Source organism: Neobacillus sp. BP17 (assembly GCF_059579525.1).
Map to the genome: position 1 here is coordinate 4,833,602 of NZ_CM184198.1, position 26,703 is coordinate 4,860,304.

General features: G+C 40.9%; 29 protein-coding genes and 2 riboswitches. Of the genes, 5 read left to right on the plus strand and 24 right to left on the minus strand.

The genetic code is table 11. From position 1 onward, the window contains the following. Positions 1-20: 20 nt before the first annotated feature. The 14 genes from sufC to AC4QJR_RS23735 form a co-directional block, all read right to left on the minus strand. On the minus strand, positions 21-806 hold the full coding sequence (gene sufC, locus AC4QJR_RS23670) for a Fe-S cluster assembly ATPase SufC (protein WP_026567865.1): 786 nt from the start codon (positions 804-806) through the stop codon (positions 21-23). A 381-nt stretch (positions 807-1,187) separates the two neighbouring features. Next, entirely contained in the window at positions 1,188-2,033 is an 846-nt protein-coding gene (locus AC4QJR_RS23675; RefSeq protein WP_496524381.1) for a MetQ/NlpA family ABC transporter substrate-binding protein, read from the minus strand. A 13-nt stretch (positions 2,034-2,046) separates the two neighbouring features. After that, entirely contained in the window at positions 2,047-2,676 is a 630-nt protein-coding gene (locus AC4QJR_RS23680) for a methionine ABC transporter permease (RefSeq protein ID WP_375375298.1), read from the minus strand. Between the two features lie 34 nt (positions 2,677-2,710). Then, positions 2,711-3,736, minus strand: a complete 1,026-nt coding sequence (locus AC4QJR_RS23685; protein WP_375375196.1) for a methionine ABC transporter ATP-binding protein — start codon at positions 3,734-3,736, stop codon at positions 2,711-2,713. A 169-nt stretch (positions 3,737-3,905) separates the two neighbouring features. Continuing rightward, positions 3,906-4,015, minus strand: a riboswitch (SAM riboswitch). 120 nt (positions 4,016-4,135) lie between these two features. Next, a complete protein-coding gene (locus AC4QJR_RS23690; protein WP_496524382.1) occupies positions 4,136-5,452 on the minus strand; it encodes an O-acetylhomoserine aminocarboxypropyltransferase/cysteine synthase family protein in 1,317 nt (438 codons plus the stop codon). 69 nt (positions 5,453-5,521) lie between these two features. Further along, a riboswitch (SAM riboswitch) is annotated at positions 5,522-5,631 on the minus strand. A gap of 82 nt (positions 5,632-5,713) precedes the next feature. Further along, positions 5,714-6,073: a hypothetical protein gene (locus AC4QJR_RS23695; RefSeq protein ID WP_251457982.1), complete on the minus strand. Its 360-nt coding sequence runs from the start codon at positions 6,071-6,073 to the stop codon at positions 5,714-5,716. A gap of 214 nt (positions 6,074-6,287) precedes the next feature. After that, on the minus strand, positions 6,288-6,596 hold the full coding sequence (locus tag AC4QJR_RS23700) for a thioredoxin family protein (protein WP_251457985.1): 309 nt from the start codon (positions 6,594-6,596) through the stop codon (positions 6,288-6,290). 7 nt (positions 6,597-6,603) lie between these two features. Beyond that, complete coding sequence (locus tag AC4QJR_RS23705; RefSeq protein ID WP_026567857.1) at positions 6,604-6,960, minus strand: toprim domain-containing protein; 357 nt, start codon at positions 6,958-6,960, stop codon at positions 6,604-6,606. A 142-nt stretch (positions 6,961-7,102) separates the two neighbouring features. Then, entirely contained in the window at positions 7,103-7,342 is a 240-nt protein-coding gene (locus AC4QJR_RS23710; RefSeq protein WP_496524383.1) for a YusG family protein, read from the minus strand. Between the two features lie 107 nt (positions 7,343-7,449). Next, complete coding sequence (gene gcvH, locus AC4QJR_RS23715; protein ID WP_026567855.1) at positions 7,450-7,833, minus strand: glycine cleavage system protein GcvH; 384 nt, start codon at positions 7,831-7,833, stop codon at positions 7,450-7,452. A 76-nt stretch (positions 7,834-7,909) separates the two neighbouring features. Further along, a complete protein-coding gene (locus AC4QJR_RS23720) occupies positions 7,910-8,266 on the minus strand; it encodes an arsenate reductase family protein (RefSeq protein WP_496524384.1) in 357 nt (118 codons plus the stop codon). 183 nt (positions 8,267-8,449) lie between these two features. After that, on the minus strand, positions 8,450-10,234 hold the full coding sequence (locus AC4QJR_RS23725; protein ID WP_098572367.1) for an acyl-CoA dehydrogenase FadE: 1,785 nt from the start codon (positions 10,232-10,234) through the stop codon (positions 8,450-8,452). 76 nt (positions 10,235-10,310) lie between these two features. Continuing rightward, positions 10,311-11,486: an acetyl-CoA C-acetyltransferase gene (locus tag AC4QJR_RS23730; RefSeq protein WP_496524385.1), complete on the minus strand. Its 1,176-nt coding sequence runs from the start codon at positions 11,484-11,486 to the stop codon at positions 10,311-10,313. Positions 11,487-11,596: 110 nt separating this feature from the next. Further along, on the minus strand, positions 11,597-13,969 hold the full coding sequence (locus tag AC4QJR_RS23735; RefSeq protein ID WP_496526732.1) for a 3-hydroxyacyl-CoA dehydrogenase/enoyl-CoA hydratase family protein: 2,373 nt from the start codon (positions 13,967-13,969) through the stop codon (positions 11,597-11,599). A 219-nt stretch (positions 13,970-14,188) separates the two neighbouring features. Between AC4QJR_RS23735 and AC4QJR_RS23740 the strand changes: the two genes are divergently transcribed. The 3 genes from AC4QJR_RS23740 to AC4QJR_RS23750 all read left to right on the plus strand — a co-directional run bounded on the left by AC4QJR_RS23740 (position 14,189) and on the right by AC4QJR_RS23750 (position 15,123). Next, the gene (locus tag AC4QJR_RS23740) at positions 14,189-14,320 is read left to right on the plus strand and encodes a YuzL family protein (protein ID WP_098572409.1); all 132 of its coding nucleotides are present in this window, start codon (positions 14,189-14,191) and stop codon (positions 14,318-14,320) included. Between the two features lie 102 nt (positions 14,321-14,422). Continuing rightward, complete coding sequence (locus AC4QJR_RS23745; protein ID WP_026567850.1) at positions 14,423-14,716, plus strand: hypothetical protein; 294 nt, start codon at positions 14,423-14,425, stop codon at positions 14,714-14,716. Positions 14,717-14,787: 71 nt separating this feature from the next. Further along, positions 14,788-15,123, plus strand: a complete 336-nt coding sequence (locus tag AC4QJR_RS23750; RefSeq protein ID WP_496524386.1) for a spore coat protein — start codon at positions 14,788-14,790, stop codon at positions 15,121-15,123. A gap of 45 nt (positions 15,124-15,168) precedes the next feature. Here AC4QJR_RS23750 and AC4QJR_RS23755 read toward each other — a convergent pair whose 3' ends face one another. From AC4QJR_RS23755 to AC4QJR_RS23775, 5 genes are read right to left on the minus strand one after another with little or no spacing between them, the layout of a single operon-like run. Continuing rightward, positions 15,169-15,420: a DUF2573 family protein gene (locus AC4QJR_RS23755; protein WP_496526733.1), complete on the minus strand. Its 252-nt coding sequence runs from the start codon at positions 15,418-15,420 to the stop codon at positions 15,169-15,171. After that, on the minus strand, positions 15,380-16,159 hold the full coding sequence (locus AC4QJR_RS23760; protein ID WP_496524387.1) for an IucA/IucC family C-terminal-domain containing protein: 780 nt from the start codon (positions 16,157-16,159) through the stop codon (positions 15,380-15,382). The genes AC4QJR_RS23755 and AC4QJR_RS23760 overlap by 41 nt, the downstream gene beginning before the upstream one ends. After that, the gene (locus AC4QJR_RS23765; protein WP_496524388.1) at positions 16,152-16,973 is read right to left on the minus strand and encodes an ABC transporter ATP-binding protein; all 822 of its coding nucleotides are present in this window, start codon (positions 16,971-16,973) and stop codon (positions 16,152-16,154) included. The genes AC4QJR_RS23760 and AC4QJR_RS23765 overlap by 8 nt, the downstream gene beginning before the upstream one ends. A gap of 13 nt (positions 16,974-16,986) precedes the next feature. Further along, positions 16,987-18,042 carry a FecCD family ABC transporter permease gene (locus AC4QJR_RS23770; RefSeq protein WP_496524389.1) on the minus strand — a complete coding sequence of 352 codons (1,056 nt, stop codon included), beginning with the start codon at positions 18,040-18,042 and terminating at the stop codon, positions 16,987-16,989. Continuing rightward, entirely contained in the window at positions 18,039-19,043 is a 1,005-nt protein-coding gene (locus AC4QJR_RS23775; protein ID WP_496524390.1) for a FecCD family ABC transporter permease, read from the minus strand. The genes AC4QJR_RS23770 and AC4QJR_RS23775 overlap by 4 nt, the downstream gene beginning before the upstream one ends. A 236-nt stretch (positions 19,044-19,279) precedes the next feature. Between AC4QJR_RS23775 and AC4QJR_RS23780 the strand changes: the two genes are divergently transcribed. Next, positions 19,280-20,260 (plus strand): ABC transporter substrate-binding protein, encoded by a 981-nt coding sequence (locus AC4QJR_RS23780; protein ID WP_098572358.1) that lies wholly within the window; start codon positions 19,280-19,282, stop codon positions 20,258-20,260. Between the two features lie 272 nt (positions 20,261-20,532). Here the strand turns inward: AC4QJR_RS23780 and AC4QJR_RS23785 are convergent, their stop codons facing one another. Both AC4QJR_RS23785 and AC4QJR_RS23790 read right to left on the minus strand, forming a co-directional pair. Then, positions 20,533-21,702 (minus strand): FtsW/RodA/SpoVE family cell cycle protein, encoded by a 1,170-nt coding sequence (locus AC4QJR_RS23785; RefSeq protein WP_496524391.1) that lies wholly within the window; start codon positions 21,700-21,702, stop codon positions 20,533-20,535. A gap of 105 nt (positions 21,703-21,807) precedes the next feature. Beyond that, positions 21,808-22,572 carry a DUF4931 domain-containing protein gene (locus AC4QJR_RS23790; protein WP_496524392.1) on the minus strand — a complete coding sequence of 255 codons (765 nt, stop codon included), beginning with the start codon at positions 22,570-22,572 and terminating at the stop codon, positions 21,808-21,810. Between the two features lie 205 nt (positions 22,573-22,777). Between AC4QJR_RS23790 and AC4QJR_RS23795 the strand changes: the two genes are divergently transcribed. Further along, positions 22,778-23,560, plus strand: a complete 783-nt coding sequence (locus AC4QJR_RS23795; protein WP_098572354.1) for an undecaprenyl-diphosphate phosphatase — start codon at positions 22,778-22,780, stop codon at positions 23,558-23,560. A 36-nt stretch (positions 23,561-23,596) separates the two neighbouring features. Here the strand turns inward: AC4QJR_RS23795 and AC4QJR_RS23800 are convergent, their stop codons facing one another. From AC4QJR_RS23800 to AC4QJR_RS23810, 3 genes are all read right to left on the minus strand, one after another. Continuing rightward, positions 23,597-24,259, minus strand: a complete 663-nt coding sequence (locus AC4QJR_RS23800) for an FMN-dependent NADH-azoreductase (RefSeq protein WP_375375206.1) — start codon at positions 24,257-24,259, stop codon at positions 23,597-23,599. Between the two features lie 190 nt (positions 24,260-24,449). Next, the gene (locus AC4QJR_RS23805) at positions 24,450-25,823 is read right to left on the minus strand and encodes a sensor histidine kinase (RefSeq protein WP_496524393.1); all 1,374 of its coding nucleotides are present in this window, start codon (positions 25,821-25,823) and stop codon (positions 24,450-24,452) included. Then, positions 25,801-26,529 (minus strand): response regulator transcription factor, encoded by a 729-nt coding sequence (locus AC4QJR_RS23810; protein WP_098572408.1) that lies wholly within the window; start codon positions 26,527-26,529, stop codon positions 25,801-25,803. The genes AC4QJR_RS23805 and AC4QJR_RS23810 overlap by 23 nt, the downstream gene beginning before the upstream one ends. Positions 26,530-26,703 lie beyond the last annotated feature (174 nt).

The following is a 26,703-nucleotide window of genomic DNA, read 5'->3' on the forward strand; positions in this document are numbered from 1 at the left end:
GTAATCCTCCTAACCCTCTCTTACGCTTCTTGCCCAACTGTTTCATCTTCAATTCCAAGTTCTTGTTTGATCCAGTCATATCCTTCAGCTTCTAAGCGTTGTGCTAGTTCAGGTCCGCCGGATTTTACAACACGGCCCTGCATCATTACATGCACATGGTCTGGAGTGATATAGTTTAAAAGACGTTGATAGTGTGTAATCACTAAGCAGCCGAAATCCTCGCCGCGCATTTCATTGATTCCTTTTGATACTACCTTTAGGGCATCGATATCTAGTCCGGAGTCAATTTCATCTAGGATTGCAATTTTTGGTTCTAACATCATTAATTGCAAGATTTCGTTACGTTTTTTCTCACCGCCGGAGAAGCCTTCGTTTAAATAACGTTGTGCCATATCAAGGTCCATTTCAAGGAATTCCATTTGCTTATCCATTTTACGGATAAATTTCATTAATGAAATTTCATTTCCTTCACCAAGACGGCTATTTAGTGCTGAACGTAAAAAGTCGGCATTTGTTACGCCGTTAATTTCACTTGGATATTGCATTGCTAGGAATAGCCCAGCCCGTGCGCGCTCATCTACTTCCATTTCAAGAACATTTTGTCCATCTAGAGTGATAGATCCGCTTGTTACTTCATATTTTGGATGGCCCATAATGGCAGAAGATAAAGTGGATTTACCTGTTCCATTTGGTCCCATGATTGCGTGGATTTCTCCACCCTTTATTTCAAGGTTTACACCTTTTAATATTTCTTTCCCATCAATTGCTACATGTAAATCTTTGATCGTTAACGTTGATCCAGCCATATCTATACCTCCAAAGAGAAAGTGTTGTATCATGTAATCGGGTCATTTGAATAACCCTATTCTCATTTTATTCTCATTCCAATCTTATAACAAATGAAATGTATTAGCAACTCTTAAACAGTAAAAACATAGCACCTATTTTCATTAAGCTAGTACCAAATGAGAATGAAAGGCTATTTTTAATGAAAATTCTGATTAATTCTATCTAAGGAAAATGCACTCGAGTAAAATCATACCTCATTTTTTTACTTTTTGCCAATGGAATTCGGGTCTAATGGTCTTTCTATTTTTACCCAATGAAACTGTTTAAATGTATACCGTTTTAGACATCGGCATAGAAAAAGCCAGTGTTTACACACTGACTTTCTTCCTATTTATAAGTTACTCAGAAACCGGTACAACGGCACCTTTGTATTGTTCAAGAATGAAGTCCTGAATTTCTTTTGAATGTAGAACTTCCACTAATGTTTTGATGCTGTCTTTATTTTCGTCACCGCTGCGGACAGCAATCACGTTTACATACGGTGATTCTTTGTCTTCAATGGCGATGGAATCTTCAACTGGGTTTAAGCCTGCATCAATCGCATAGTTAGAATTGATTAGGACTGCGTCACCTTCGCCATTATTATAGATTTTTGGAAGTAATGCTGCTTCATAGTTGGTATCGAACTTTAGGTTTTTAGGATTTTCAACAACATCTTTTAATTCTGCTTTCGTTTTATCAATGCCTTCTTTTAATTTGATAACTCCCTCTTTTTCAAGTAAAGAAAGAAGACGGCCATGGTCAGCTACAGAGTTGCTCATGATTAAATGTGCACCTTTTGGAAGATCACTTAACTTTTTATATTTCTTTGAATAAACACCGATTGGCTCAATATGGATACCGCCAGCATTAACAAAGCCATAACCATTTTCTTTATTTTGAGAATTTAAGTAAGGAATGTGCTGGAAATAGTTTGCATCAAGTTCTTTTGATGCCAATGCTTTGTTTGGTAATACATAATCTTGGAATGTTTTGATTTCTAAGTCAATGCCTTTTTCTTTTAAAAGCGGTTTTGCTTTTTCAAGGATTTCTGCATGGGGAACGTTAGATGCTCCAACCACTAATTTGGTAGTTTCTGCTTCTTTGCCACCAGTAGTTCCTTCTGATTTTTCCTCTGACTTACCGCAAGCTGCAACAACAAATACGATAGACAATGCTAACAATAAACTTAATATTTTTTTCATTTTGACCTCTCCTTTATCTTTTATCTAATTTTGAAGTGATAAAATCACCGATAAACTGAATGATAAACACAATAATTAAAATAATGATGGTTGCGACTAAAGTTACATCGTTTTGATTTCGTTGAAAGCCTTGAAGATAGGCAAGATTTCCTAAACCACCTGCTCCAATGACTCCTGCCATTGCTGTATAACCAACAAGAGCAATCGCGGTTACGGTTATTCCAGAGACCAGCGCTGGCATCGATTCTGGTAAAAGAACCTTCCAAATGATCGTACTTGTTGTTGCACCCATTGACTTTGCTGCTTCAATCACGCCTTTATCAATTTCCCTGAGGCCAATTTCCACCATCCTAGCATAAAATGGTGCGGCACCAATAATCAATGCTGGCAATGCGGCATTTTCACCAATCATGGTTCGGAAAAGTATCGTTGTAAACGGGATTAATAAGACAATTAAAATAATAAAAGGAATGGAACGGAATATATTTACGACGCCGCTAATGACCACATTAATGGGTTTATTACTCCAGAGACTTCCTTTTGAAGTAAGGAATAACAACAATCCAAGCAGGATACCAAGAATAAATGTAGCCACAACGGAAATCCCTGTCATATAAAGAGTTTGTCTCGTTGCTTCCCACATTGCCGGCCAATCAAAATCTTCGAAATACGGTTTACTATTCACTTGTAACCACCTCCACTCCTACTTGCTGTGAACGAATATAGTCGACTGCCTTATTGACTTCTGCTTCGTCCCCATCAATATGAATGAATAAGGTTCCATAGGACCCGCTTTGGGTTTGTGAAATCTTCCCTTGCAAGATATTAACGGTCACGTTATTATGGCGAATGACATTTGTAATGATCGGCTGTTCAACAGATTCCCCAATAAAAGTTAGTTGAACAATTTGACCGGAACGATAACGTTCAATTAAATGTTCAGCAGTTTCTTTCGTCTCTTCTGGTTCGGTTACCTGCTGGACAAATCGTTTCGTAATCGACTGCTGTGGATTTTTGAATACATCTAATACTTGTCCAAGTTCGACGACCCTTCCACTTTCCATGACGGCAACCCGGTGACAAATCTTGCGGATTACATGCATTTCATGGGTAATAAGAACAATAGTCAGACCAAGCCTTTTATTTATATCAACTAACAATTCCAAAATAGAATCGGTCGTTTGTGGGTCGAGGGCAGAAGTAGCTTCATCACAAAGAAGTACTTTCGGATTGTTGGCAAGCGCCCTTGCAATCCCAACACGTTGCTTTTGTCCGCCGCTTAACTGGGATGGATAAGCATTCTCTCTACCTTCCAGGCCGACTAATTTAATTAGTTCACTTACTCTTTTTTGGCGCTCAGGACCTTTGATGCCTGCAATTTCTAAGGGAAAAGCAATATTTTCACTAACGGTTCTTGACCACAATAAGTTAAAATGCTGAAAAATCATACTGATCTCTTGCCGGGCTTTTCGAAGTTCAGCCCCTTTGATTTTTGAAACCACGCGGCCAGCAACGGTTACGGTCCCACTGGTCGGCAGTTCCAAACCATTTAACATTCTAATCAATGTACTTTTACCAGCACCACTGTATCCAATTACCCCGAAAATTTCACCATCTTGAATTTCAAGGTTTACATCATCAACGGCTCTAAGCTGACCCTGTTTGGAAGGAAAAATTTTCTGAACACTTTTTATAGAAATCATTATATCACCTGCTTTTTATCCAATTTACCTTAAAATTCTGAAAGATTTTTCTTGTAATATACCGTTTAATCTAATATAGGGTTTGACTTTTTTTACAAAAAGATTCTATGTTATCAAAATAAAAAGCCTTTCTGCGCAGGCAGAAAGGCATCATAAATAATAATCCTTTCTCCCATCTTCCAAAGCAAACGCTTTGTGTGAATTGGCACCATTTCAATAATAAATATTGACGGTTGCCGGGCTTCATCGGGCACATCCCTCCACCTCTCTTGATAAGAGTATCAATTCCTATATTTAATTCAAACGTGAATTTGTTTAAGTAACTATATTACAAAAGTATCGTATCACGGATAAAAAGGGGTGTCAATGAAAATAGTTTCTTATTCAAAAAAATAAGTTTTAGGCATTAACGTTTAATGAAGTTAAACCAGTTGCCGAAACAATAGCCGACTCTAGGTCTTCAATCAGATCTTCTACATTCTCGATCCCGATGGATAGGCGAATTAAATCCTCTGTTACACCTGCAGCGATCAGGCCTTGGGCATCTAATTGCTGGTGAGTGGTGCTGGCCGGATGAATAATTAAACTTTTTGCATCACCAACATTGGCCACATGTGCCCAAAGTGTGATGGAATCAATTAATTTAGCCCCTGCTTCTTTTCCGCCTTTAATTCCGAATACCACCATCGAACCGGCACCTTTTGGTAGATACTTTTTAGCTAGTTCATAATCGGGATGGGATGGATGACCAGGATAGGAAACCCATTCTACGGCAGGATGGTTAGTTAAGTAATCGACGACTTCTTTAGTATTCGCGACATGCTCCTTCATCCGGACATGCAGAGTTTCAAGTCCAAGGACAAACTGGAAGGAATTTTGCGGACTTAATGCCGGCCCTAGATCACGAAGCAATTGGACACGTGCTTTGATAATATAAGCCACCGCGCCTAAGGCTTTTGCATAAACCAAATCATGGTAGCTTGCGTCTGGTGTTGTAAAGCCTGGGAATCTTGGAGAATTCCAATCGAATTTACCGCCATCAACAATAATTCCGCCCGTTGTCGTTCCGTTCCCTAATAACCACTTAGTAGCGGAATGAATGACAATATCTGCTCCATGTTCAATTGGACGGCAAAGGTATGGAGTGGCAAAAGTATTGTCAACGATTAGTGGTACACCTGCTTCATGGGCAATTTCTGCTACTTTTTCAATATCGAGGATGCGCAGGCTTGGATTACCAATTGTTTCCGCAAAGACGGCTTTTGTTTTGGCAGTGATCGCTTGGCGGAAGTTTTCTGGATTTTCTGGATCTACAAATTTCACATTAATTCCATATTTCGGAAGAGTCACTGCAAATAAATTATAGGTGCCTCCATAGAGATTGGAAGCCGAAACAATTTCATCGCCAGCCTCAGCAATATTTAAAATGGCAAGAGTAATAGCGGCCATTCCGCTCGCCACTGCTAAGGCACCAACACCGCCTTCTAATAATGCGACTCTTTCTTCAAATACAGTGGTCGTTGGGTTGTGTATTCGTGTGTATATGTATCCAGACTCTGCTAAGCTAAATAGGTTTGCAGCATGCTCAGTATTCTTAAATTGATATGCATTGTTTTGGTAAATCGGAACAGCGCGGGCCCCTGTTACCGGATCTGGAGTTAAGCCGCCATGGACACTTAATGTTTCAAAACGATATTTCTTTGGATTTTCACTCATCTTGCTTCCTCCTTTTTTTGACAACTCACCAAACAAAAACCCCCGCTTCAGAGAAGAGGGGGCTCACACTTCTCATCTTCCAGAGCTGATTGCTCTGCTGGATTTAGCACCGTGTTATTATGTAGTAAACCGGTTGCTGGGCATCAAAGGGCCAGTCCCTCCGCCACTCTCGATAAGAATGTATTGATGAAATTGTAATAATTGGTTAAATATTCTAATTACAATGTTATCTAAATTTTAATTCCGAGTCAACAGGTTTGATTAAAAATTTGTAATTTTTGCGATATGATCCTGCGTTTTTGTTAAATAGAAGATAGACTCCAGTAATAATGTTGTGCGGATGGGAGCAGAAATACTTAATTGACCGTTTCGTTCAAGAGTCCGCAACCTTTCCTCCCCTGTAAGCAACTGTCTCATCGCATAAAGATCCCCACGAATCTCAGGTATTGTTTGAGTCTCTTTGCTATCATGGAGGATGAAAATTTCCCTATCCTTCATGAAGATTTGATAGGTATTTTGTTCACAAATTAAATTCACTCTTGTATGGATATGCTCAAGTAACGGCAGTAAATGCCCTTGCTGCTTGATTGCTAATTGAAAGGTTTTCAATACCTCTATCATCTTCCATCACTCCGGTCTACGCTCTTATATTTACTATACAAGACATAGGCCAGAATTCCTCTTTAAATTGGTCGACAATTATCTACTTGGCAGGGCGGTAGTGAGAGAATTTCCTGAGAAATATGTCGGAAATCGGAATTTCCTTGGTTTTTCAACGAGGTTTGTCCGTAAGGTTGGGATTCATTAAAAAACAGATGCACATGTGCATCTGCTCTTATAATATCTGCTGTTTTATTTTATCGAGTAAAAAAGGTACGGAGTGGAAGGCGTAGAGTGTTTCTTTTACTTCTCCAGCCTCGACCAATAACAGGCAAGGAACACTTTCAATTTCATATTCCCTAGCAAGGTCTGGATAGAAGTTTAGGTTCATTTTACCCATATCTACCTTTACTAGTTCCTCGATGACCTGGAGCATTTTTGAAGCTACCTGACATGTCCCGCACATTGGTGTATAGAAATACACTAATCCAGTTGCCTTCCCTTCAATAAAGGAAGATAATTCTATTCGATTCCATTCGTTCATTTATCGTTTAACCCATTTCTAAAAATTCAGTATGCACATCAATATTTGCACCTAATAGTACGGTGGCTAAGTGGTGAACTGGTGCGGTCGCTACCTCACGATACATTCGGTCGATATATAAATGTTCGGCTTGGGGTAACTCGCGTTTTAATTGCTTGCGAAGTTTCTCACCGGAGAAGTCAGCATCGACAAGAATATAGACATCCTTATCTTCAAGGAAATCAATCAATTCATCTAATTTTGTAATACTGATGGTCCCATTTGTACAAATGATTTCAACTGGTTCCTTCACGATTTTTTTTACCTTATTTTTATCCGACTTTCCTTCGACAATAAGAACTTTGTCAACATACGAATCATTCATCATCCATCACCTGTATTAGAAGTTGTTTTATGTTAACATATTCTAAATTATTGATTACGTGTGCCTTCTTCTGACTATGTTAACCATATCATTATTGTCTTTTGAAAAAATAGGCTTGTGACTATAGACCCAAGTTACTCAGCTAGCACCAGCCGCCCTCATCACAATCAGTATACTTAGCATCCGACCCTTCACTTGTCGTCAGGTGTTGATAAATCTTCTGCTGCTCCACTTCAAAATGATGCTCTAATTCCACCTGCATGTGATCTGTCAATTTCATTTTTCCAATTGGCGTATTATCAAGAAACAATTCCATTTCTCCATTTTTCATTTTGCCAATAACCCGATCGGTTACGTCTATCCTTTGCTGCTTTAATGCCACGCTCCCACCCTCTTAAATATATTTATTATAGGTTTCCCAAAAATAGTAGAAGAAAAAGTGGGAATTTAAGAGAAAAAGCACCTTGACAAGGTGCCTTTCCCTATTTTTTAGTCTTCTTTGATCATTTCTTCATATTGTTCAGCAGTCATAAGCTTATCAAGTTCGCTGCTGTCAGATAGTTCAATCACAATCATCCATGCCTTTTCGTATGGTGATTCGTTAACAAATTCAGGGCTGTCGCTTAAATCTTCATTCACTTCCACGACTTTACCGCTGACAGGTGCATAAAGCTCAGATACAGTTTTTACAGACTCTACGCTACCAAATGGTTCGTCGGCAGTTACTTCATCGCCCACTTCTGGAAGCTCAACAAAAACGATATCTCCTAGTTCATGCTGTGCAAAAGCAGTAATCCCGACACGAACTTTTTCTCCTTCAACCTTAACCCATTCATGTTCCTCTGAATAACGTAATTCTTTTGGTGTACTCATCGCTAAATCCCTCCATTGTTTTTTCTAAAAATCTATCATCGAAATAAATCGATTCCCATTGTGATGAAGAGCCGGCTTATCGCCACATTTTTTCAAACTCTTCTTCTTTAAAGCCTACGGTGACACGTTCGCCATCCGTTAAAATTGGGCGTTTGATTAACATGCCATCGGAAGCAAGTAATTCGAGCAGTTCTTCCTCTGTTGCAGACTTCATTTTATCCTTTATACCTAATTCACGGTATTTCATACCACTTGTATTAAAGAATTTCTTTAATTCCAGTCCGCTTTTTTGATAAAGATCCTGCAACTCCTCACGACTTGGAGGATGTTCCACAATATGTACTTCTTCATAGGAAAGATGATGGGCATCCAGCCATTTCTTCGCGTTTCGACAGGTGCCGCATTTCGGATACCAATAAAAAGTCAGTGACATTCATTTCACCGCCCTTTCCCGTAAAAATCTTAACGTCACTTGAATATTATCATAACGTTTTTCAAAATCCTAATGCAAAAAATATGTACTAATTTAAAAAATTCGACTAATTTTTCAAAATTCCTTCCTATTCTACTATAAAAATTTAGGCTCCCTTTCTAATCGAAAGGGAGCCCATTTTCATTAAACGATATAGCGCTCGGCTTCAATGATAACATCGGCTGCTTCACGTTTTTTCGCTATCACATTAATCGGGGTATGACGCGTAAATTTACGAAGCGACGATAACATCATCCGTAGTGTATCACCTTGTTCAACAGCAACTAATGTTTCTTTTGCAATCGCTTCAAGTTGATTGAAAGCTTCTTGGCAATAGATTTGTGTATACAGAAGCTTTTGCTTGTTCTTCTCTAATCCAGTTTTCGCAATTGCCTTCTCAGTTCGCAACACAACAGATTCCATGGCATACACGTTGGAAATAAGGTCAGCGATATTGGCTAACACTTCTTGCTCTTTTTCAAGTGCTTTACCAAATTTTTGGGCCGCTAAACCGGCTGCTAATAGAGCGATTTTCTTCGCATTTCTCACTAGATATTTTTCTTGTGCAAGCGGCTCGTCACCCGGCTCTTCTGGCATTAACATCATTAACTCCTCTTGCAGGGCCATCGCTTTTTGGAATAATGGCAGCTCACCCTTGAACGCTTTTTTCAATAAGGTGCCTGGCACCAGCAAGCGGTTAATTTCATTGGTTCCTTCAAAAATACGCTGGATCCGTGCGTCACGATAGGCTCTTTCAATTGGATACTCCTGCATGAAACCGTAACCACCATGTATTTGGACGCCTTCATCGGTTACATGGGCTAATACTTCGCTGGCGAAAAATTTATTAAGTGAACATTCAATCGCATATTCGGCGATCGAATTCGCAACTAATTTAATGTCCTTTTCTTGCTCTGTTGTCAGTTTTCCTTGGTTATCTTCATAGAGACCAATCGTACGGTAAACCGAGCTTTCGGCCGCATAAATTTCAGAGGCCAGCGTACCGAACTTTTCTTTTGTTAAATTGAATTGGGAAATCGGTGTTTTGAATTGCTGACGGCCATTTGCATACTTAACGGTGAGTTCGAATGCTTTTTTAGAGCCGCCAACACTTCCGACTGCTAGCTTATATCGGCCAATATTTAGGATATTAAAAGCAATGACGTGACCTTTACCAATTTCACCTAATAAGTTTTCAACAGGAACAGGCACATCTTCTAAAATAAGTGTTCGAGTAGAAGAACTCTTGATCCCCATCTTCTTCTCTTCTGCCCCAGTAGAAACACCTGGGAGATCTCTATCAACGATAAAAGCAGTAAATTGCTCGCCATCGATTTTGGCATAGACGACGAATACATCGGCGAAGCCAGCATTGGTAATCCATTGTTTTTCCCCGTTTAGGATATAATGTGTACCTGCTGCATTTAATTTAGCCGTTGTTCTAGCACCAAGAGCGTCGGAGCCTGAACCTGGTTCTGTTAAGGCATAAGCTGCAAGTTTTTCGCCTGATGCAAGTGCAGGTAAATATCTGCGTTTTTGGTCCTCGTTTCCGAATAACACGATTGGCAGCGAGCCAATTCCGACGTGTGCTCCGTGTGAAAGGGAGAATCCGCCTCCTCCAGCCATTTTCTCGGTCAAAAGAGAAGAGGTAATCTTATCTAAGGCTAATCCGTCATATTCCTCAGGTACATCTACCGCTAAAAGGCCCAATTCGCCTGCTTTTTTAAGGAGCTTTACCGTACGGTCAAACTCATGATTTTCTAAATGTTCCAACTGCGGCACCACTTCTTTTTCCACAAAGTCTTCTGCCGTTTTCGCAATCATTAAATGTTCGTCGGTAAAGTCCTCTGGTGTAAAAAGTCGGTCATATGAAATATCCTCTATTAAAAAGCTGCCGCCTTTAATGACTTTTTCTGTTTGGTTTGTCATTATTTATTCCTCCTAAACTTTTATTAGAAAGGAGCTGCCTTGCAGACTCTTTCTAAGATTTATATGCTTGGGACAATTACAGTAATTCAAATACTCCAGCCGCACCCATTCCGCCGCCGATACACATTGTTACCACACCAAATTGTTGGTTGCGGCGTTTTAATTCGTGAATCAATGTGAGCGTTAATTTAGCACCTGTACATCCAAGTGGATGTCCTAAGGCAATCGCACCGCCATTGACGTTGACAATTTCTTCGTTCAGACCGAGTTCACGAATGACTTGCAGTGCTTGTGAAGCAAACGCTTCATTCAGTTCGAATAAATTAATATCCGATAATTCAAGACCAGCTAGTTTGACAGCCTTTGGAATCGCGACAACCGGCCCAACACCCATAATTTCAGGCGGAACACCGCCAACGGCAAACGATCGGAATTTCGCCAACGGCTTAAGGCCCAGTGATTCAGCCTTTTCCCGATCCATCACCATCAAAGCGGCCGCCCCGTCACTAGTTTGTGAGGCATTCCCGGCTGTTACGGTGCCTGACACCGAGAAGGCTGGGCGGAGTGTACCTAAAGTTTCTAAGTTCGTATCAGGACGAACACCTTCATCCATTGAAAATTGAATTGTTTTTTCAATGAGTTTGTTGTCTTTGCCAACAGTCCGGATTGTCGCGTCCACTGGTACGATTTCATCGACGAATTTTCCTTCAGCAATTGCCTTCGCGGCTTTTTGATGGCTTCTTACGGCAAAGGCGTCTTGATCCTCACGTGAAATGCCATATTTCATGGCTACTTGCTCGGCTGTATGACCCATGCCCATATAATATTGAGGAGCTGACTCAGCTAGTTTAATATTAGGACGGACAACATGACCCATCATCGGGATCATACTCATCGATTCCGCGCCGCCAGCGATCGCTGTATCAGTGTGGCCAAGCATGATTCCTTGTGCGGCATAAGCAATCGCCTGTAATCCTGAAGAACAGAATCGATTGACGGTGATGGCAGGAACAGTATAGGGAAGTCCAGCTAAAGCTCCGATATTCCGAGCCATATTGTTGCCTTGCTCTGCCTCAGGCATAGCACAGCCTATGATTAAATCATCAATATTTCCTTCATAATTTCCCGCACGCTTTAATGTTTCCTTTACCACTAATGCCCCTAAATCATCGGGGCGAACTTGGGCAAGCGATCCTTTCTTTGCTTTTCCGACCGGGGTCCTTGCTCCGGCAACGATTACCGCTTCTCTCATGTAAGTTCCCTCGCTTTCTTTCAAACTAGAAAATTAGTATCTTAGGGTCTGAACCCTTATTCAAAACTGGCTATAATAAAGCCTTTGGCAGAAGGGCCAGACCCTTTGTTTTAATTTCTTAAAGGTTTACCTTTCACAAGCATATGCTGCATCCGCTGCTGCGATTTTGGCTCCGCAATGAGGCTTAAGAACGCTTGCCGTTCGATATCCAATAAATATTGCTCATCTACTTCTGTACCAAACGGCACCCTGCCGCCAGCGATTACATAGGCAATTTTCTTAGCAATTTTCAGATCATGCTCTGAAATATACCCAGATAGGCGCATTGCTTCAGCACCAAGTAACAAGGTCGCATAACCTGTTTCACCGACAACCGGAACTTTACGGCGAACTTTTGCTTTATAGCCTTTTTCGTGTAGGGCAAGGACTGCCTGCTTTGCATCGTAGAGCAGATGGTCACTATTGAAACTGATTCCATCCGACTTACTTAAGAAATTATTTTTACGGGCTTCTTCCGCAGATGTAGAAACTTTTGCAGTCGCAATCGTTTCAAACACTTTATTGGCGATCGTTTGCAGGTCAAACGGAACCCCGTTTGGCAGGTTCTCTAAGTGCTTCATATATAGCTCTTTGTTTCCGCCGCCGCCTGGAAGTAAACCAACGCCCACTTCAACTAGACCCATATACGTTTCAGCTGAAGCTTGAATATGGGCTGCTGGCAAACAAACCTCTGCCCCGCCTCCGAGTGTCATACCAAATGGGGCTGCGACCACTGGCTTCGAACTGTACTTAACTTTCAGCAAGGCACTGTGGAGGTGACGGACAATCAGATCGAGTTCATAAATATTGTCATCCTGTACTTCCATGAGCATCATCGCCAAATTGGCACCCACACAGAAGTTCTTCCCTTGGTTGCCGATGACAAGACCCTTATAATTCTTTTCTACTTCTTCAACTGCGTAGTTAATCATTTGTACGATATCAAGACCAATCGCATTGTTAGGTGAATGGAATTCTAACAGCGCAACGCCATCACCGATATCAATCAAACTTGCTCCGCTATTCTTTTTAATAACACCCTTTTGCTTCTTGATCTTCTCAAGATCGAGGGCCTTCGGATTGAATTCCACTAATCGATATTGGCCGTGATCATAGTAGAACTTTTCACCGTTTTCTTCTAAATAGAAAGATGAATGTCCTTTTTCCAGCATTTCTGTGACCCATGCTGGGACTTCAATGCCGGCTTCCTTCATTTTCGCAACTGACTTTTCAACTCCGATTGCATCCCATGTTTCAAACGGGCCTGTTTCCCAGCCAAAGCCCCATTTCATCGCTCGGTCGATGGAAACAATATCATCAGCAATCTCGCCTAATAGCTGTGCGGAATATATAAGTGACTGTGCCAGCGTATTCCATAAGAATTGTCCGGCCTGGTCATTTGCGTATACAAGCGCTTTCATTTTATTGGCAATGCCTTTTTCCTGCTTCGCCAATTCAACTGCAGGTGTGGACAGCTTTTTACGCGGTCCATATTCTAATGTATTTGGATCAAGCTCAAGTATTTCTTTGCCTTTTTTCAAAAAGAAGCCTTGACCTGATTTGCTTCCAAGCCAGCCTTTTTCCACCATCGCTTTCAAAAAGGCAGGGATTTCGAAAACTTCCTTTTCTTTGCCTTCGACTTTTTCATAAACGTTATTAGCGACATGATAGAAAGTATCTAAGCCTACTACATCAAGTGTCCGGAAGGTAGCACTTTTTGCGCGGCCAATCAGTGGTCCGGTGATTGAATCGACTTCGCCGACACTAAGGCCCGCCTTCAACATTTCCTGAACAGTTACGAGAAGTCCGTAAGTTCCAATCCGGTTCGCAATAAAGTTTGGTGTATCCTTTGCAACCACCACACCTTTTCCTAAAACATCTTCACCAAAAGTTTTCATGAATGAAAGGACTTCTGGAGACGTATATTGAGTAGGAATCACTTCAAGCAATTTCAAATAGCGCGGCGGGTTAAAAAAGTGGGTACCAAGGAAATGCCTTTGGAAATCTTCGGAACGACCCTCGACCATTGCTTCTACTGAAATTCCTGAGGTATTCGAGCTAATAATACTGCCTGGTTTCCGGTATTGATCAACTTTTTCAAATACCTGTTTCTTGACGTTAAGGTTTTCAACGACCACTTCAATGACCCAGTCAACGTCCTTCAGTTTAAATAGATCATCTTCAAGATTGCCCGCTTCAATTAAGGCTATATTCTTTTTCACTGCCAGTGGGGCAGGCTTTTGTTTCAATAATTTTTGGATGGAAGTTGCACTTATTCGATTACGCACTTGTTTATCTTGCAGGGTCAGTCCTTTTGCTTCTTCTGCTTTGGTAAGTTCACGTGGCACAATATCTAATAATAGTGTTGGGATGCCGATATTCGCGAGATGAGCAGCAATTCCCGACCCCATCACACCAGATCCTATGACAGCTGCTTTTTTCATTACATGGTTCAACATTGTCTCCCCCTTCAAATCTTGAATGAATACTCATTCATTTTTTAGTCAAAAAAAATTCACATTTGAATGAGTCTTGTTACTACTTACTATAGAATATTTCGAAAATTTGTGCAATCATTAAAAGCGGAAATTTGGATTTTTTTTGAAAAAAATTTTTTTAAATATTTTCAACTAAAAGGGCAACCTATTTCTGAGGTGATAACGATGGCAAAAATGAAAAAAGACCCTTCCAAAGCTGGAGTAAGTGCGGCAAGTGTGAAGGGCAATGGCGGGCCAGGCAATGAAGAGGCTCATCTTGATAAAAAAAACAGCCAGAATAATCAATATAAGCGCTAAGGAAAGCAGGCTGATTGTTTCAGCCTGTTTCTCTTTTTGCATAAATGTGTCCGTTTGAGAGACCATATAGGCGTAAAGATTATATGAATTAGGAGGGTTATTATGCAGCAACAAAATATGAATATGCCCAATATGAATATGCAAAATCAACAAGCAACCATGCAACAGCCTCCCGGAGTCGTGTCAACAAAGGATGCTCTTTATTTAACCGATATGATGTCTTGGAACTTATTGTCCGCGAAGAAAGCTCACTTTTTTGCCGGTCAGTGTCAGGACCCTGAAATTAAAGCGGAAGCAGAAAAAGTAGCCCAAATGCACCAGCGCCACTATCAACAGATTCTAGGCCACTTAGGCCAGCATGCCAGCCAGCAGCAACCATTAAATAATATGCAATAAAGAAAAGCGGAAGCGACCGTTTAGCGGCGTATGGCCTGGAGCTAGACCATTTATAAGGAGGTAAGTTTATAATGAACCAACAACAGAAGATTCAAAACCCTGAAACTCAAGTACCAAAGACCCCGCAAATGAATGACCGTGATTTTATTAATGATTTACTAGCAACAGAAAAATATATGACTACTTCGTACAGCATGGCCCTGCATGAAGCAAGCCACGAAGGCTTGTATCAGGACATTATGAAAATTTTCTCTGAAACACAAAACTGTCAGCGTGAACTTTATAATCTCATGTTTAAAAAAGGCTGGTACGCGATCGAAACGGCGGACCAGCAAAAACTTCAGCAATCCTATCAGCAATTTCAAGGATATACGAACCAGCTTCCAACTGGCGGTACCCTTCAATAATAGCAAAAACCGGAGGCATCAACGGCTTCCGGTTTTTGTATGTATTTATTTTTGAGAAGAGGAGCGATGCTGTTCATTCATGACTTTAATTTCATTGATGATCTGCTTCATTTCTTCTTTCGCATCCGGGTAAAGGCCATTCCAATGCTTAGCCAAAGCTGGCATCGACTTGGCGATATGGGTGTACAACGCCCACATCTTCACCTTCTCCTTTGTTTCCTCCGTGGATTCCCCCACCATTAGTTCACTATACTTTTCAAGCAAAGCTTCGAACTGCTTCACATATGTTTTCTCCATCATGACACCTTCTGTCCTTAAGCATTTGGGTACATGGGCAAGTTTTGCAGCGCTTACCTGCTGGCAGTTGGTAGGTTAAACAACAGGTCTTTCTTACTCTTACCTCTGTATCCCATTCTTCCAAATACGTCTTTTCAGCAAAGTACTTTGGGAGTGGATTTAGGTTATATCTACCAAACAATTTCCCTTCCGCTTCAGAAATTAAGTAACGGAAATCCTCTGCAGCCTGATGATCATCTTTTAGCTCGGTTTCATAGAGCCAAAATAAGTAGACTGCAATATTTTCCCACAGGATTAACTTTGATATTCCGACGGTTTTTTCCAATTGAGAGATAAGTCGATAAATATTATTCGCAAACAAATCTCTCAAAACTCTTGAACGCCATTCCGTGCGGTTGTTTCCATCCCAGTCCTGTAGGTCCGCATCCTTTAATGAAATCCCCGGCAGCCAATCTTTCCCCTGTACAGCTGCTTCCATTTTTATATTATCCAACGATACATTGAGCTTTTTATTTAAAGCCGTCATTGAATATAAGGTCATCACGGCCAAAAAGGCATAGCGCTTGATAAAAATGGAAGCAGCTATTTTTTCAGAAGGGGCTCCAATCGTAACGGATAAATTTTTCAAAAAATCTTTGAGGTACGTATCATCTAAGAGATCAGCCACATTGAAAGTGTCCTGTAAGTTTGGATTGAATCGGTATTTTTCCAATTGATTAACCGTGAGTAATTTATCCATTGACCGCTACCGCCTTATCGAGGATACATCTGCCCTTTCCATAAGGAATACAGAGCGGAGTCCCAAATAATGGGTCCATGGTTACCTCACAGTCCATGCCAAACACATTTTTAACAAGGCTGCGGTTGATAACGTATTCTGGTTTCCCTTGGTCATAAACCTTCTGATCTTTGATGGCAACCACGTTATGTGCATAACGGCAAGCTAGATTAAGATCATGAAGAACCATAACAACCGTCCGTTTTTTCGTTTCATTTAGTTCAAACAGCAAATCGAGGATTTCGATTTGGTGGGTCATATCCAGGTAAGTGGTTGGTTCGTCAAGGAGGATAATATCCGTATCTTGAGCCAGCGTCATCGCAATCCAGGCCCGCTGTCTTTGCCCGCCAGAAAGCGAATCAACCGTTCTTTCTTTTAAGTCCTCTAATCGTGTTGCCTTTAAGGCGTCATGAACCTTTTTCTCATCTTCCTCAGACCATTGTTTTAACCAGGTTTGGTGTGGATAGCGCCCTTGTTTAACAAGCTGAAGGACTGTTAATCCTTCCGGTGCTGATGGCGACTGTGGGAGTATCGCCATTTTTTTAGCAATGTCCTTTGTGGATAGCTTGGCAATCGCTTTCCCTTCAAGCAAAACAGAACCAGATTTGGGCTTCAAAAGACGAGCGATTGAACGAAGCAGCGTTGATTTTCCGCAGCCATTTCCGCCAATAAACACGGTGATTTCACCCTTAGGAATCTTCAAATCTAATTCTTTAATAATGAGTGTATCCCCATAGGAAAGTGATAAATTCTTCGTTTCAATCGCATACATCATCTGACAGCTCCTTTTATGAATTTCTCGTTTTAAAAAGCAGGTAAATAAAGTACGGTGCTCCGATCCCAGCAGTGAACACGCCCGCTGGCACTTCTAAAGGTGAAAACAGGGTTCTGCCAATTAAATCGGCGACCATGACAAGAATGCCGCCAATTAATGCACTCGCAGGAAGCAATGCTCCAAACGAGGAACCAACTAATCTTCTCGCCATATGCGGGGCCATTAAGCCAACAAACCCAATCCCGCCTGCAAAGGCAACCGAACCACCAATTAAGGCGGTACTTATCATTAATAAGAGAAATCGTTGTTTTTGCACCTTGCCGCCTAAACCCGTTGCCACCTCATCACCGAGCTCTTGGATATTAATGGTTCGGGCTAATGCCAAGGCAATAATCACAAAGATTACCGTCCATGGGACAAGAATCGCAACATTTTTCCAATTGGAGCCGTACACGGTTCCAGTAATCCAAATATTCGCTTGACTCGCTTGATAAATCGGGCCCATGACCATTGTTAAGGTGGTGATTGCCTGCGTTAATGCGGAAATCCCAATCCCAATCAACACGAGCCTGATTGGTGACACCCCATTTTTCCAAGCAAGGAAATAAACTAAAAAACCTACCACTGTTGCCCCGATAAAAGCAGCTAGGGGCAGCCAAGCAATACTGACGGTTAAGGAATGATTTTTATCACTAAACATTGCTAAAAAACTAACCACGGCTGCTGCTGCCCCACCGGTAATCCCTAATACATCTGGAGAAGCAAGTGGATTGCGAATCATCCCTTGTAAGATGCCTCCTGCAACCGCTAAAGAGATTCCAACCATTAAAGCAACAATAATTCTAGGGAGGCGAAAGGATGTAATAATGAGCTTTTCCATCTCAGGACCGCCGCCGAATAATACACTTACAACAGTAAGCGGGTTAATTTTCATTTCACCGCTTCCCGTGCTTACTACAAAAACAAGGAAAGTAATGATGAGAAGAATGCTGAAAGTTATGGTTGCTTTTCGATCCATTAAAAAGGACAGTTTTCCATTTAGGATGCGAAAATTTTTATATTTACTCATCGTCCATTGAACCCCCTTCTTGCGATGTAAATAAAGAATGGAGTCCCGATGATAGCTGTCATAACACCAACAGGCACCTCAGACGGCATGAACATGTATCTGGCGACAATATCAGCAGCGATTAAGAGGATCGCCCCTATCACACCTGAAAATGGGATGACCCAACGATGATCGATTCCTACAATCGATCGGGTAATGTGGGGAACAACAATTCCAACAAAACCAATTGGACCAGCGACAGCGACAGATCCGCCTGCTAATAAAATCACAATCACGCCAATCGCGATTTTGAGAAGTCCGGTGTTTAAACCAAGCCCCTTGGCCACATCTTCCCCCATGGACAAGATATTCATTTTTCCAGCAATTAACACGGCACCAATCCAGCCTATTCCAATATAAGGTAAAACAGAAACAAGTGTCTCTAATTTTCTCCCCTGGACAGAGCCAGCCAGCCAAAATAATACCTGATCAAGCATGACTTCATCTAACACTAGTAATCCTTGTGTAAATGAGGCAAACATTGCTGACATCGCAGCCCCTGCTAAAGTAAGTTTCATTGGTGTTAGACCTTCACGGCCAGCTGAACCAATTGTATAAACACTTATGGCTGCAAAGGCAGCTCCGATAAAAGCAAGAACACTAAAAGCTTGTAAACTATTGACGGAAAACACTGTCATCGCAACGACAACCGCAAACCCTCCGCCTGCATTGATCCCAAATATTCCAGGGGATGCCAGTGGATTCTTGGTTAAAGTTTGCATCAGGACACCGGCAATGGCCAAGCTAGCCCCGACCGCGGAAGCGATTAACGCTCTCGGCAGCCTTACGGTTTGAATAATGATATGTTCATTGGATCCGTTATTATTGGTAAAAGCATCAACTGCTGTTTGCCAACTGGTATCGGTGTACCCAAAAACGATACTGGCACACATGACTGCCACCAACACGACGACGGCAATCAGCAATCCAATCCATTTTAATGCAGTACTTTTTAAGAGCATCTCTGGTAACCTTTCTACCTTATTATTTATTTTAAGTCTATCTCCAATTGATAATGATTGTCAATGACTTTGAAAATCATTTTCATTTAAAAAATCCATGTGTTCACAAAAAAAGTTAGTGATTTTGAAAATCATTTTCAATTAAAACGTTGACATAATGGTACTTCTCATTTTATGATTAAGTTGTCATTGAAAATGATTATCATTAACAATTAGCTAAGGGGGATACATAAACAATGAAGGCAATCAAGACCATACTTACTCTTTTCTCTGTCATGACCCTACTCTTATTAGCGGCATGCGGCAGCAATGAGGAAAAAACGAGTGACGAAACGAAAACTACTGCAGAAAAATCATATACAGTAGAGCATGCAATGGGATCGACTACCATAAAAGGTACTCCGAAAAAGGTCGTTATTCTTACCAATGAAGGAACAGAGGCGCTGCTTGCTTTAGGTGTAAAGCCTGTTGGTGCTGTTCAGTCTTGGCTTGGAGATCCATGGTACGATCATATTAAAAACGAAATGGACGGCGTTGAAGTTGTTGGGGTTGAAAGTGAAGTTAACGTAGAGAAGGTTGCTTCATTGAAACCTGATTTAATTATCGGTAACAAGCTGCGTCATGAAAAGATCTATGACCAGTTGAGCGCAATTGCACCGACAGTATTTTCTGAAACACTCAGAGGTGATTGGCAAGATAACTTTAAATTATACGCAAAAGCTTTGAACCTTGAAGAAAAGGGTAACCAAGTTTTAAGTGATTTTGATAAACACATTGCGGATTTAAAAGGTAAGCTCGGTGATCAAGTGAATCAACAAGTTTCAGTTGTGCGCTTTATGGCTGGAAAATCCCGTATTTACTACACAGATTCTTTTTCAGGTGTGATTTTTGATAAATTAGGCTTTAAACGTGCTGCCCAGCAGGAAGCACTATTTACTCCAGATAATAAGCTAGGTTTACTGGCTGTAGAGGTTGGCAAAGAAGTTATTCCTAAAATGGATGGGGACCTTCTCTTCTACTTCACTTATGCGCCACAAGGAGACCAAGCAGCTTTAGATACGGCCAAAGAATGGACAAACGATCCGCTTTGGAAAAATTTAAATGCAGTAAAGAGCGGTCATGTGTATGAAGTCAGCGACGCAACATGGAATACTGCCGGCGGCGTTCTAGCAGCCAATATTATGCTCGATGACCTTGAGAAAATCTTAGTCAAGTAATTTTTATAAAAAAACCTCCCTGTTTTTTATAGTAGAAAAGAGCGCGGCTTGCCATGGCCGCGCTCTTTTTGTTTTGTTTTTTTGATTTGGGTTGCTCTGGGGATTTCGCCGAATTTATTGGTTATTTCGCCGAACTGGACTGAAATCTCGCCAACTCTCTGACTTATTTCGCCAAACGAAACCACAATTTCGCCGAAACCCCGATTTATTCCGCCAACCACCATTTCAAGCACAAAAAAAGAGCAGCAATACGCCGCTCTTTTCCCAAACTTCTATGCAGATGTTGAAAACATGTATTTTTTATAATGATAACGGATGGAAAAGATTAAGCCGAGCCCTAACATGTTCCCCATCAACGCACTACCACCGTAGCTGATAAACGGTAACGGGATACCTGTAATCGGCAGCACGCCAATCGTCATCCCGATATTCTGGAAGACGTGGAAAGTAATCATGCTTATGACCCCGACACAAATATACGTATAAAAATTATTCTTTGTTTCCATTCCGACCTTGGTTATATGATAAACCAATAAGAAGAACAAACTGATCAAAACACTTGCGCCAATAAACCCATATTCCTCGCCGACGACACTGAAAATAAAGTCGGTTTGGCTTTCTGGTAAATAGACTTCGCGGTTTCCAAAGCCTTTACCACCCGTCTGCCCTGAGCCAATTGCTAGCAGGGATTTGGTCAATTGATAGGCGTCTGATCCTTGGTAGCTATAGGGATCAAGCCAGGAGTAAATCCTTCGAAGTTGGTATTCGCCTACCCCAAGGTATTTTTCAAGTAAATCCGGTTTCCATAGAACAAAATAAAAAATCGTCCCGATAAGTGCAATCCCGGCTGAAAATAGTGGAGCAAGCAGCTTCCACGAAATCCCTGAAATAAAGATCATTCCGAGCATGATTGCTAGAAACACAAGTGCTGTCCCTAAGTCCTGCTTGATAATAAGTCCTAATGGGACCATGGTGACAATCCCTATCTTCACTAACAGCCAGAAATCAGTTTGCATCGTTTTCATCTGGTTCTTTTGGTGATGATCCTCAATTACACGTGCAAGGCCCAGAATAATAAAGATTTTTACAAACTCGGATGGCTGGATAGTTCCCACTCCAGGTATTTTAAACCAGTTTTTCGCCCCATTTATGACAGGGGCAATACTCTCCGGCGCTACAATTAAAAATCCAAGCATCAGAAGTCCAAACCCATATGCATACCAGGTCAGCTTTCGTAATTGGTCCGAATCAAGGGTCATCACACCGGTGATAATCCCACTGCCCACCGCATACCAAAAGATTTGCTTGATTAAGAAATTCTCCTTGTACTGCCCGCTCGCCTGGGCACTATAAATCGCTAAACAGCTTGCAAGAAAAAGTAATATTAAGATAAAAACAAGATTATAATCCAGTTTTGAAGTTTTATTCGTGTTTGAAGTCATATAGGTTCCACCTTACTAAGAAATACTACATTCCTTCATTATATTTTTAATAACACCAAATCACAACTTCTAAACTATGAATGGATTAAATTACATAAGAAAGTCCTATTCTTTAAAATAAATCCGCTGCAGCTCCCTTGCCATCCATTCAAGATTACTTGGCACCTGAGGAATTCCATAGCCAATATAAAGCGGGGTGGTCACAAAGCGCGATACCACCTTGGCATAGATTTTATTTTCGATATGATGAAAAAACAGGTTATAGCTCGTGGCTTTAAATGGAAAGTTGTTCAGGATATAATGAACCGCCGTTTGCAGGTAATCAGAAAACCTCTCCTGGTAGCCGGAATCATCCATTTCAATATTAAATTCGTAAAAGCCCACGCGCGGTTTAGTTGACAAGGTAAAACGGACCCCTTCCTCCTCGGCGATGACAATCCCTTCAAACATGTCATGGGTTACCTTTTCTTTATAATCAATCTCATCGAGCCCGATAATTTGCATATGAGGATGAGAAAGCGTTCCTCCTGACAATGGTCCATGATTTTTGAAAAAAATCACTGATTGATAGCGGCCAGTTGCCTCCATTTCTAACCAATGTTTGATTCCAAACCTCATCAATTTATGTAAATGCTCTTTTGAGTAGGTGGATAATTCACCATGACAATCATCTGTTTCAATTAATACCGTTTGAAAGGTATGTTCTAATACGGGATATTTATTTTTCAAAAGAATAATCGGTTCGTCTACATCGATGAAGTTGGTCAGTTGATCTCTTTCGCAAAATGGACAGGCCTGGTCTTTGTTTCGAATATTCTCAGGTTTTTGAACACCAATCGACGTATTAAAATGTAGATGCGAATTTTCCAAATGCGTTTCTCCTCTCGAACGAGTATACTTCTATTTTATGGGAGAATGCCTTCTAATTGCACTTATTTTGATTAATCCACCAATATTTTCATTGACCTAATTGGTAATTGAATCCTAAAATAGAGGAGAATTTCATGAAATAGGTAATTTTAGCATATCTATAAACGGTACAGGCTTATCATTTCTTTAGATTGTGAGGGTATTTATGTTAACAAAATTAGAAGCATTTATTCTTGGAATCATTCAAGGGTTAACGGAATTCTTACCGATTAGCAGTACTGGACATCTTTATTTAGGAAGAAATTTATTCGGACTTCAGGAAGCTGGGCTCATGCTTGATACCATGCTTCATGTCGGAACATTGCTGGCTGTATTTGTTTTTTACAAGGCGGAATTTATCAAAATCATTAAAAATCCGTTTAGCAAGTTAACCTTTTTATTGATCGTTGGGACAATCCCAGCGGTAATCTTTGGACTTGCGTTTAAAGATTACATCGACGAAATTTCAAAAACCGGGGTGACGATTGGCTGGGAGTTTTTAATTACAGGTATTTTCTTGTGGCTGGCTGATTCCGTGAAAAATGGATATAAAAAAATGGATGATATTAGTTATAAGGATGCCCTTATCATCGGTACTTTTCAGGCCGTCGCAATTATGCCAGCGATCTCTCGCTCAGGGATGACAATCGTTGCGGCACTTTGGCGAAAATTAGACCGTGAAACGGCTGCGTATTTTTCCTTCTTATTATCCACTCCTGCGATTGTAGGGGCGATTGTCTTGCAAACGAAGGATTTACTTGAGGGTCAAGGGGAAGAAATATCCCTATCGGCATTGCTCGTTGGGATTGCCGCCTCTGCCGTGTTTGGATATGTTGCGGTTAAGTGGATGATTGGCTATTTGAAGAATCACTCATTAAAACCATTTGCCATTTATGTTTGGGCATTAGGGGTACTTGTACTATTTTTCCAATTTACAGGTAAATTTTAAAAAAAAGCGGCTCGATCCACTCGAGTCGCTCTATTTTTACAATGAAACAGGCAATTTCGCCATTTCTCTGGCGGCAACTGCTGCTTGTTCTTTTGCTTTTGCCATAATTTCAGGAATTTGTTTTGGAAAATGATCCATTCCTTCTGCAAATATGGTTTCCATTAAATCGAAACCTAGGAATTCAAGGGCTTTACTCAAATAACGATCGCCCATTTCAAAATCGGCCATTTTTCCTATCGAATAAATTCCTCCACGCGTTTGAATGTGAATCGCCTTTCTTCCAGTAAGGAGACCTTCCGCCCCATGTTCCGAGTAAGTAAAAGTTTTCCCGGCAATAAATAAACAATCCATGAAGGATTTCAAAATGGCTGGTGCTCCAAGGTTCCAGATTGGGGTGACGAACACATAGTAATCTGCATCTATAAACCGGTCAGCAAGGGCATGCATTTTATCAAGTTTGGTCCGCTCCTCCTCGGAAAGCTGCTCTTTTGTATATCCCATAAAGGATAATTTGGCGCGTGCGTATAATAAATCCATGTCAATCTCAGGGATATCCATGCTATATAAGTGCATATGTTCAATTTCCACATCTGGCTGTTCCTTTTTAAATTCCTCTAAAAAGACTTCCCCAATTTGCATCCCTTTTGAAAGTTTTATATCATTCTTTGGATTTGCGGTAATATATAGAAGTTTTGACATATAGATCCCCTTTCCTTACCTCACAATATTTTCTTCTGTTTCTATAGTACAATAAACTTCTTTGCTCACGAATGAACAATCCGTGAAATTTATGAACTTAATGTGAAAACTTCATTCTTAGGTGTTTCTTCAAAAATTGAGAATTCCACAAAAATGCCCCAGCACACGGCGGAGGCCTAATAATTTTGAGCTAATCTTCCTGTGGAAACCACAAAGTAATGCTCGTTCCCTTATTCAGCCTGCTTTTTACTTTAATGACTCCTTTATGCGCATCCATTAAAGCTTTGACGATTGAGAGCCCGATTCCTACTCCCCCGGTTTTACGATCACGCGATTTATCCCCGCGATAGAAACGTTCGAAGATATGCGGAATATCATCCTCTGCCATTCCCGAGCCTTCATCCTGGATGCTGAATCCGACGAAGCCGTCCATTTCCGTTTTTACTGAAAGAGTGACATTTTTTCCCGCCGGTGTATACTTTAGAGCATTATTAAGGATGTTAGATAAGATTTGCATTAAGCGATCCTTGTCTGCCTCAAATAATTCATCCTCGGCAGGTTCAATAATCTGAAGATAAACGCCCTTTTCTTTAAACATGGGCAAGAACATCTCATATAAAGCGGCCAGTACACTGCCTGCATCTAGTTGAATTTTCTCCAATCTCATCTGCGGATTTTCGGCTGCAAGCAGTTTTTCTAATTCATTCACCAACCGAACTAAGCGCATCAACTCTTCATGTGTGGTCTGCAACCGCTGCGGCGTCGGCTCCCAAATCCCATCCTGAAATGCTTCGATTTGACTTCTCAAGGTCGCAAGCGGTGTCCGGAGTTCATGAGCCAAATCACCGGTAAAATGCTTTCGCAGGTTTTCTTCCTTTGCTAATGACACCGCCAGATTATTAAAGGAGATCGCAATATCCTTTACCTCGGTTGGCAATCCCGATAACGGAATCCGAATCTCAAGATTATGATTCTGCAGTTCATTTGCCGCAAACGATAGCTTTTGTAACCCTGAAGTGAGCTTTTTAGAAAACAGCATACTAAAAATAATCGCTAGTACAATCGTCAAACAAACGGCTGCATAAATGTATAATTGAATCGTTTGGATAAACGTATTTTCATCATCAATTAAGCCCTTCGGATAGATGGCGACAAGTTTTCCAATGACCTGATTATCTACCCTCAGTGTATAGGTCTTGGAATGCCACTCTTCTCCATTAGGAGCAGGTTCGGTTAACCCGAAGCTGTTAAGCATGCCTCGGATGTTGGAAGAATCCATTTGTAATTGACCCAACCGGTCATAAAGTTGGAAATACAGCTGCTCAGTCATAGCATGCTCGTGCAAGAGGCCAAATACTGGATCACTTGTAAAGTGGCCATTTTTTTTAAAATCCTTTTCAACTTCCGTAATAATTCGATCAATCTTTTTTTCCCGATTTCGATCCAGGTAGTTGTTAAAACTCTCTTCAAATCCATATTGGATAAAAAAACTCACAATGATGATCGCAATCATCGAGATGAGCAGTAGATAAAAAAGTATCTTAGACCGGAGCGTTTGCAGCATCTAATACCCCTCCAAATTTATAACCCATACCGAAAACCGTTACGATAAAATCTGGCTGTCGTGAATCCCGTTCAATTTTCTTCCGGAGGTTTTTGATATGGGTATCGACACTGCGCTCATAGCCTTCGTAATACATGCCTTCATCCTGTATTTTTTCAAGCAAATCCATCCGGCTATACACCCGGCCTGGATTTACCGCCATATTGGTTAATAGCTTATATTCAATTGGTGTTAAAGTAATCAAATCTCCGTTTGCGGACACTTCTTTTTTCATTAAGTCGATGACCAGCCTTTTGCGATTGAATTCAAGTCGTTCCACTTTCTCTGTCTTTTTTACACGTCTTAAAATCGCTTGAACGCGGACGACGACTTCGCGCGGGCTAAACGGTTTGGTTAAATAATCATCGGCCCCCATCACAATTCCGTTAATCCGGTCATCTTCAGCTGACTTGGCCGTCAACATGAGAATCGGCACATCTGACTCTTTCCGGACGAGACGGCAGACTTCTTCACCAGAAATGTCTGGAAGCATTAAATCTAGTATAATTAAGTCGGGGGTTACTGTTTTTACTTTTTTCAACGCATCTATTCCATTATCGGCGCTATGAATTTCATAGCCTTCTCTTACTAAATAGGCTTCAAGAACTTCTATGATTCTACGTTCATCGTCTACTAATAATATTTTCACTTCTATCACTCCCCACATATTAAATATATCATTAAGCGTCTGTGATGTTTGTAACTTCACAAATTCACCACAAGTTCTTCATAACATCTTCAATTTTTCCGGGTAAGATGGGGGTGTAGTTAGGAAGAAGCGATCACTAGAAGGACTCCCAAATTTGTAGTGATCGCCTCTTTGATGAAGTACATGGTTTTA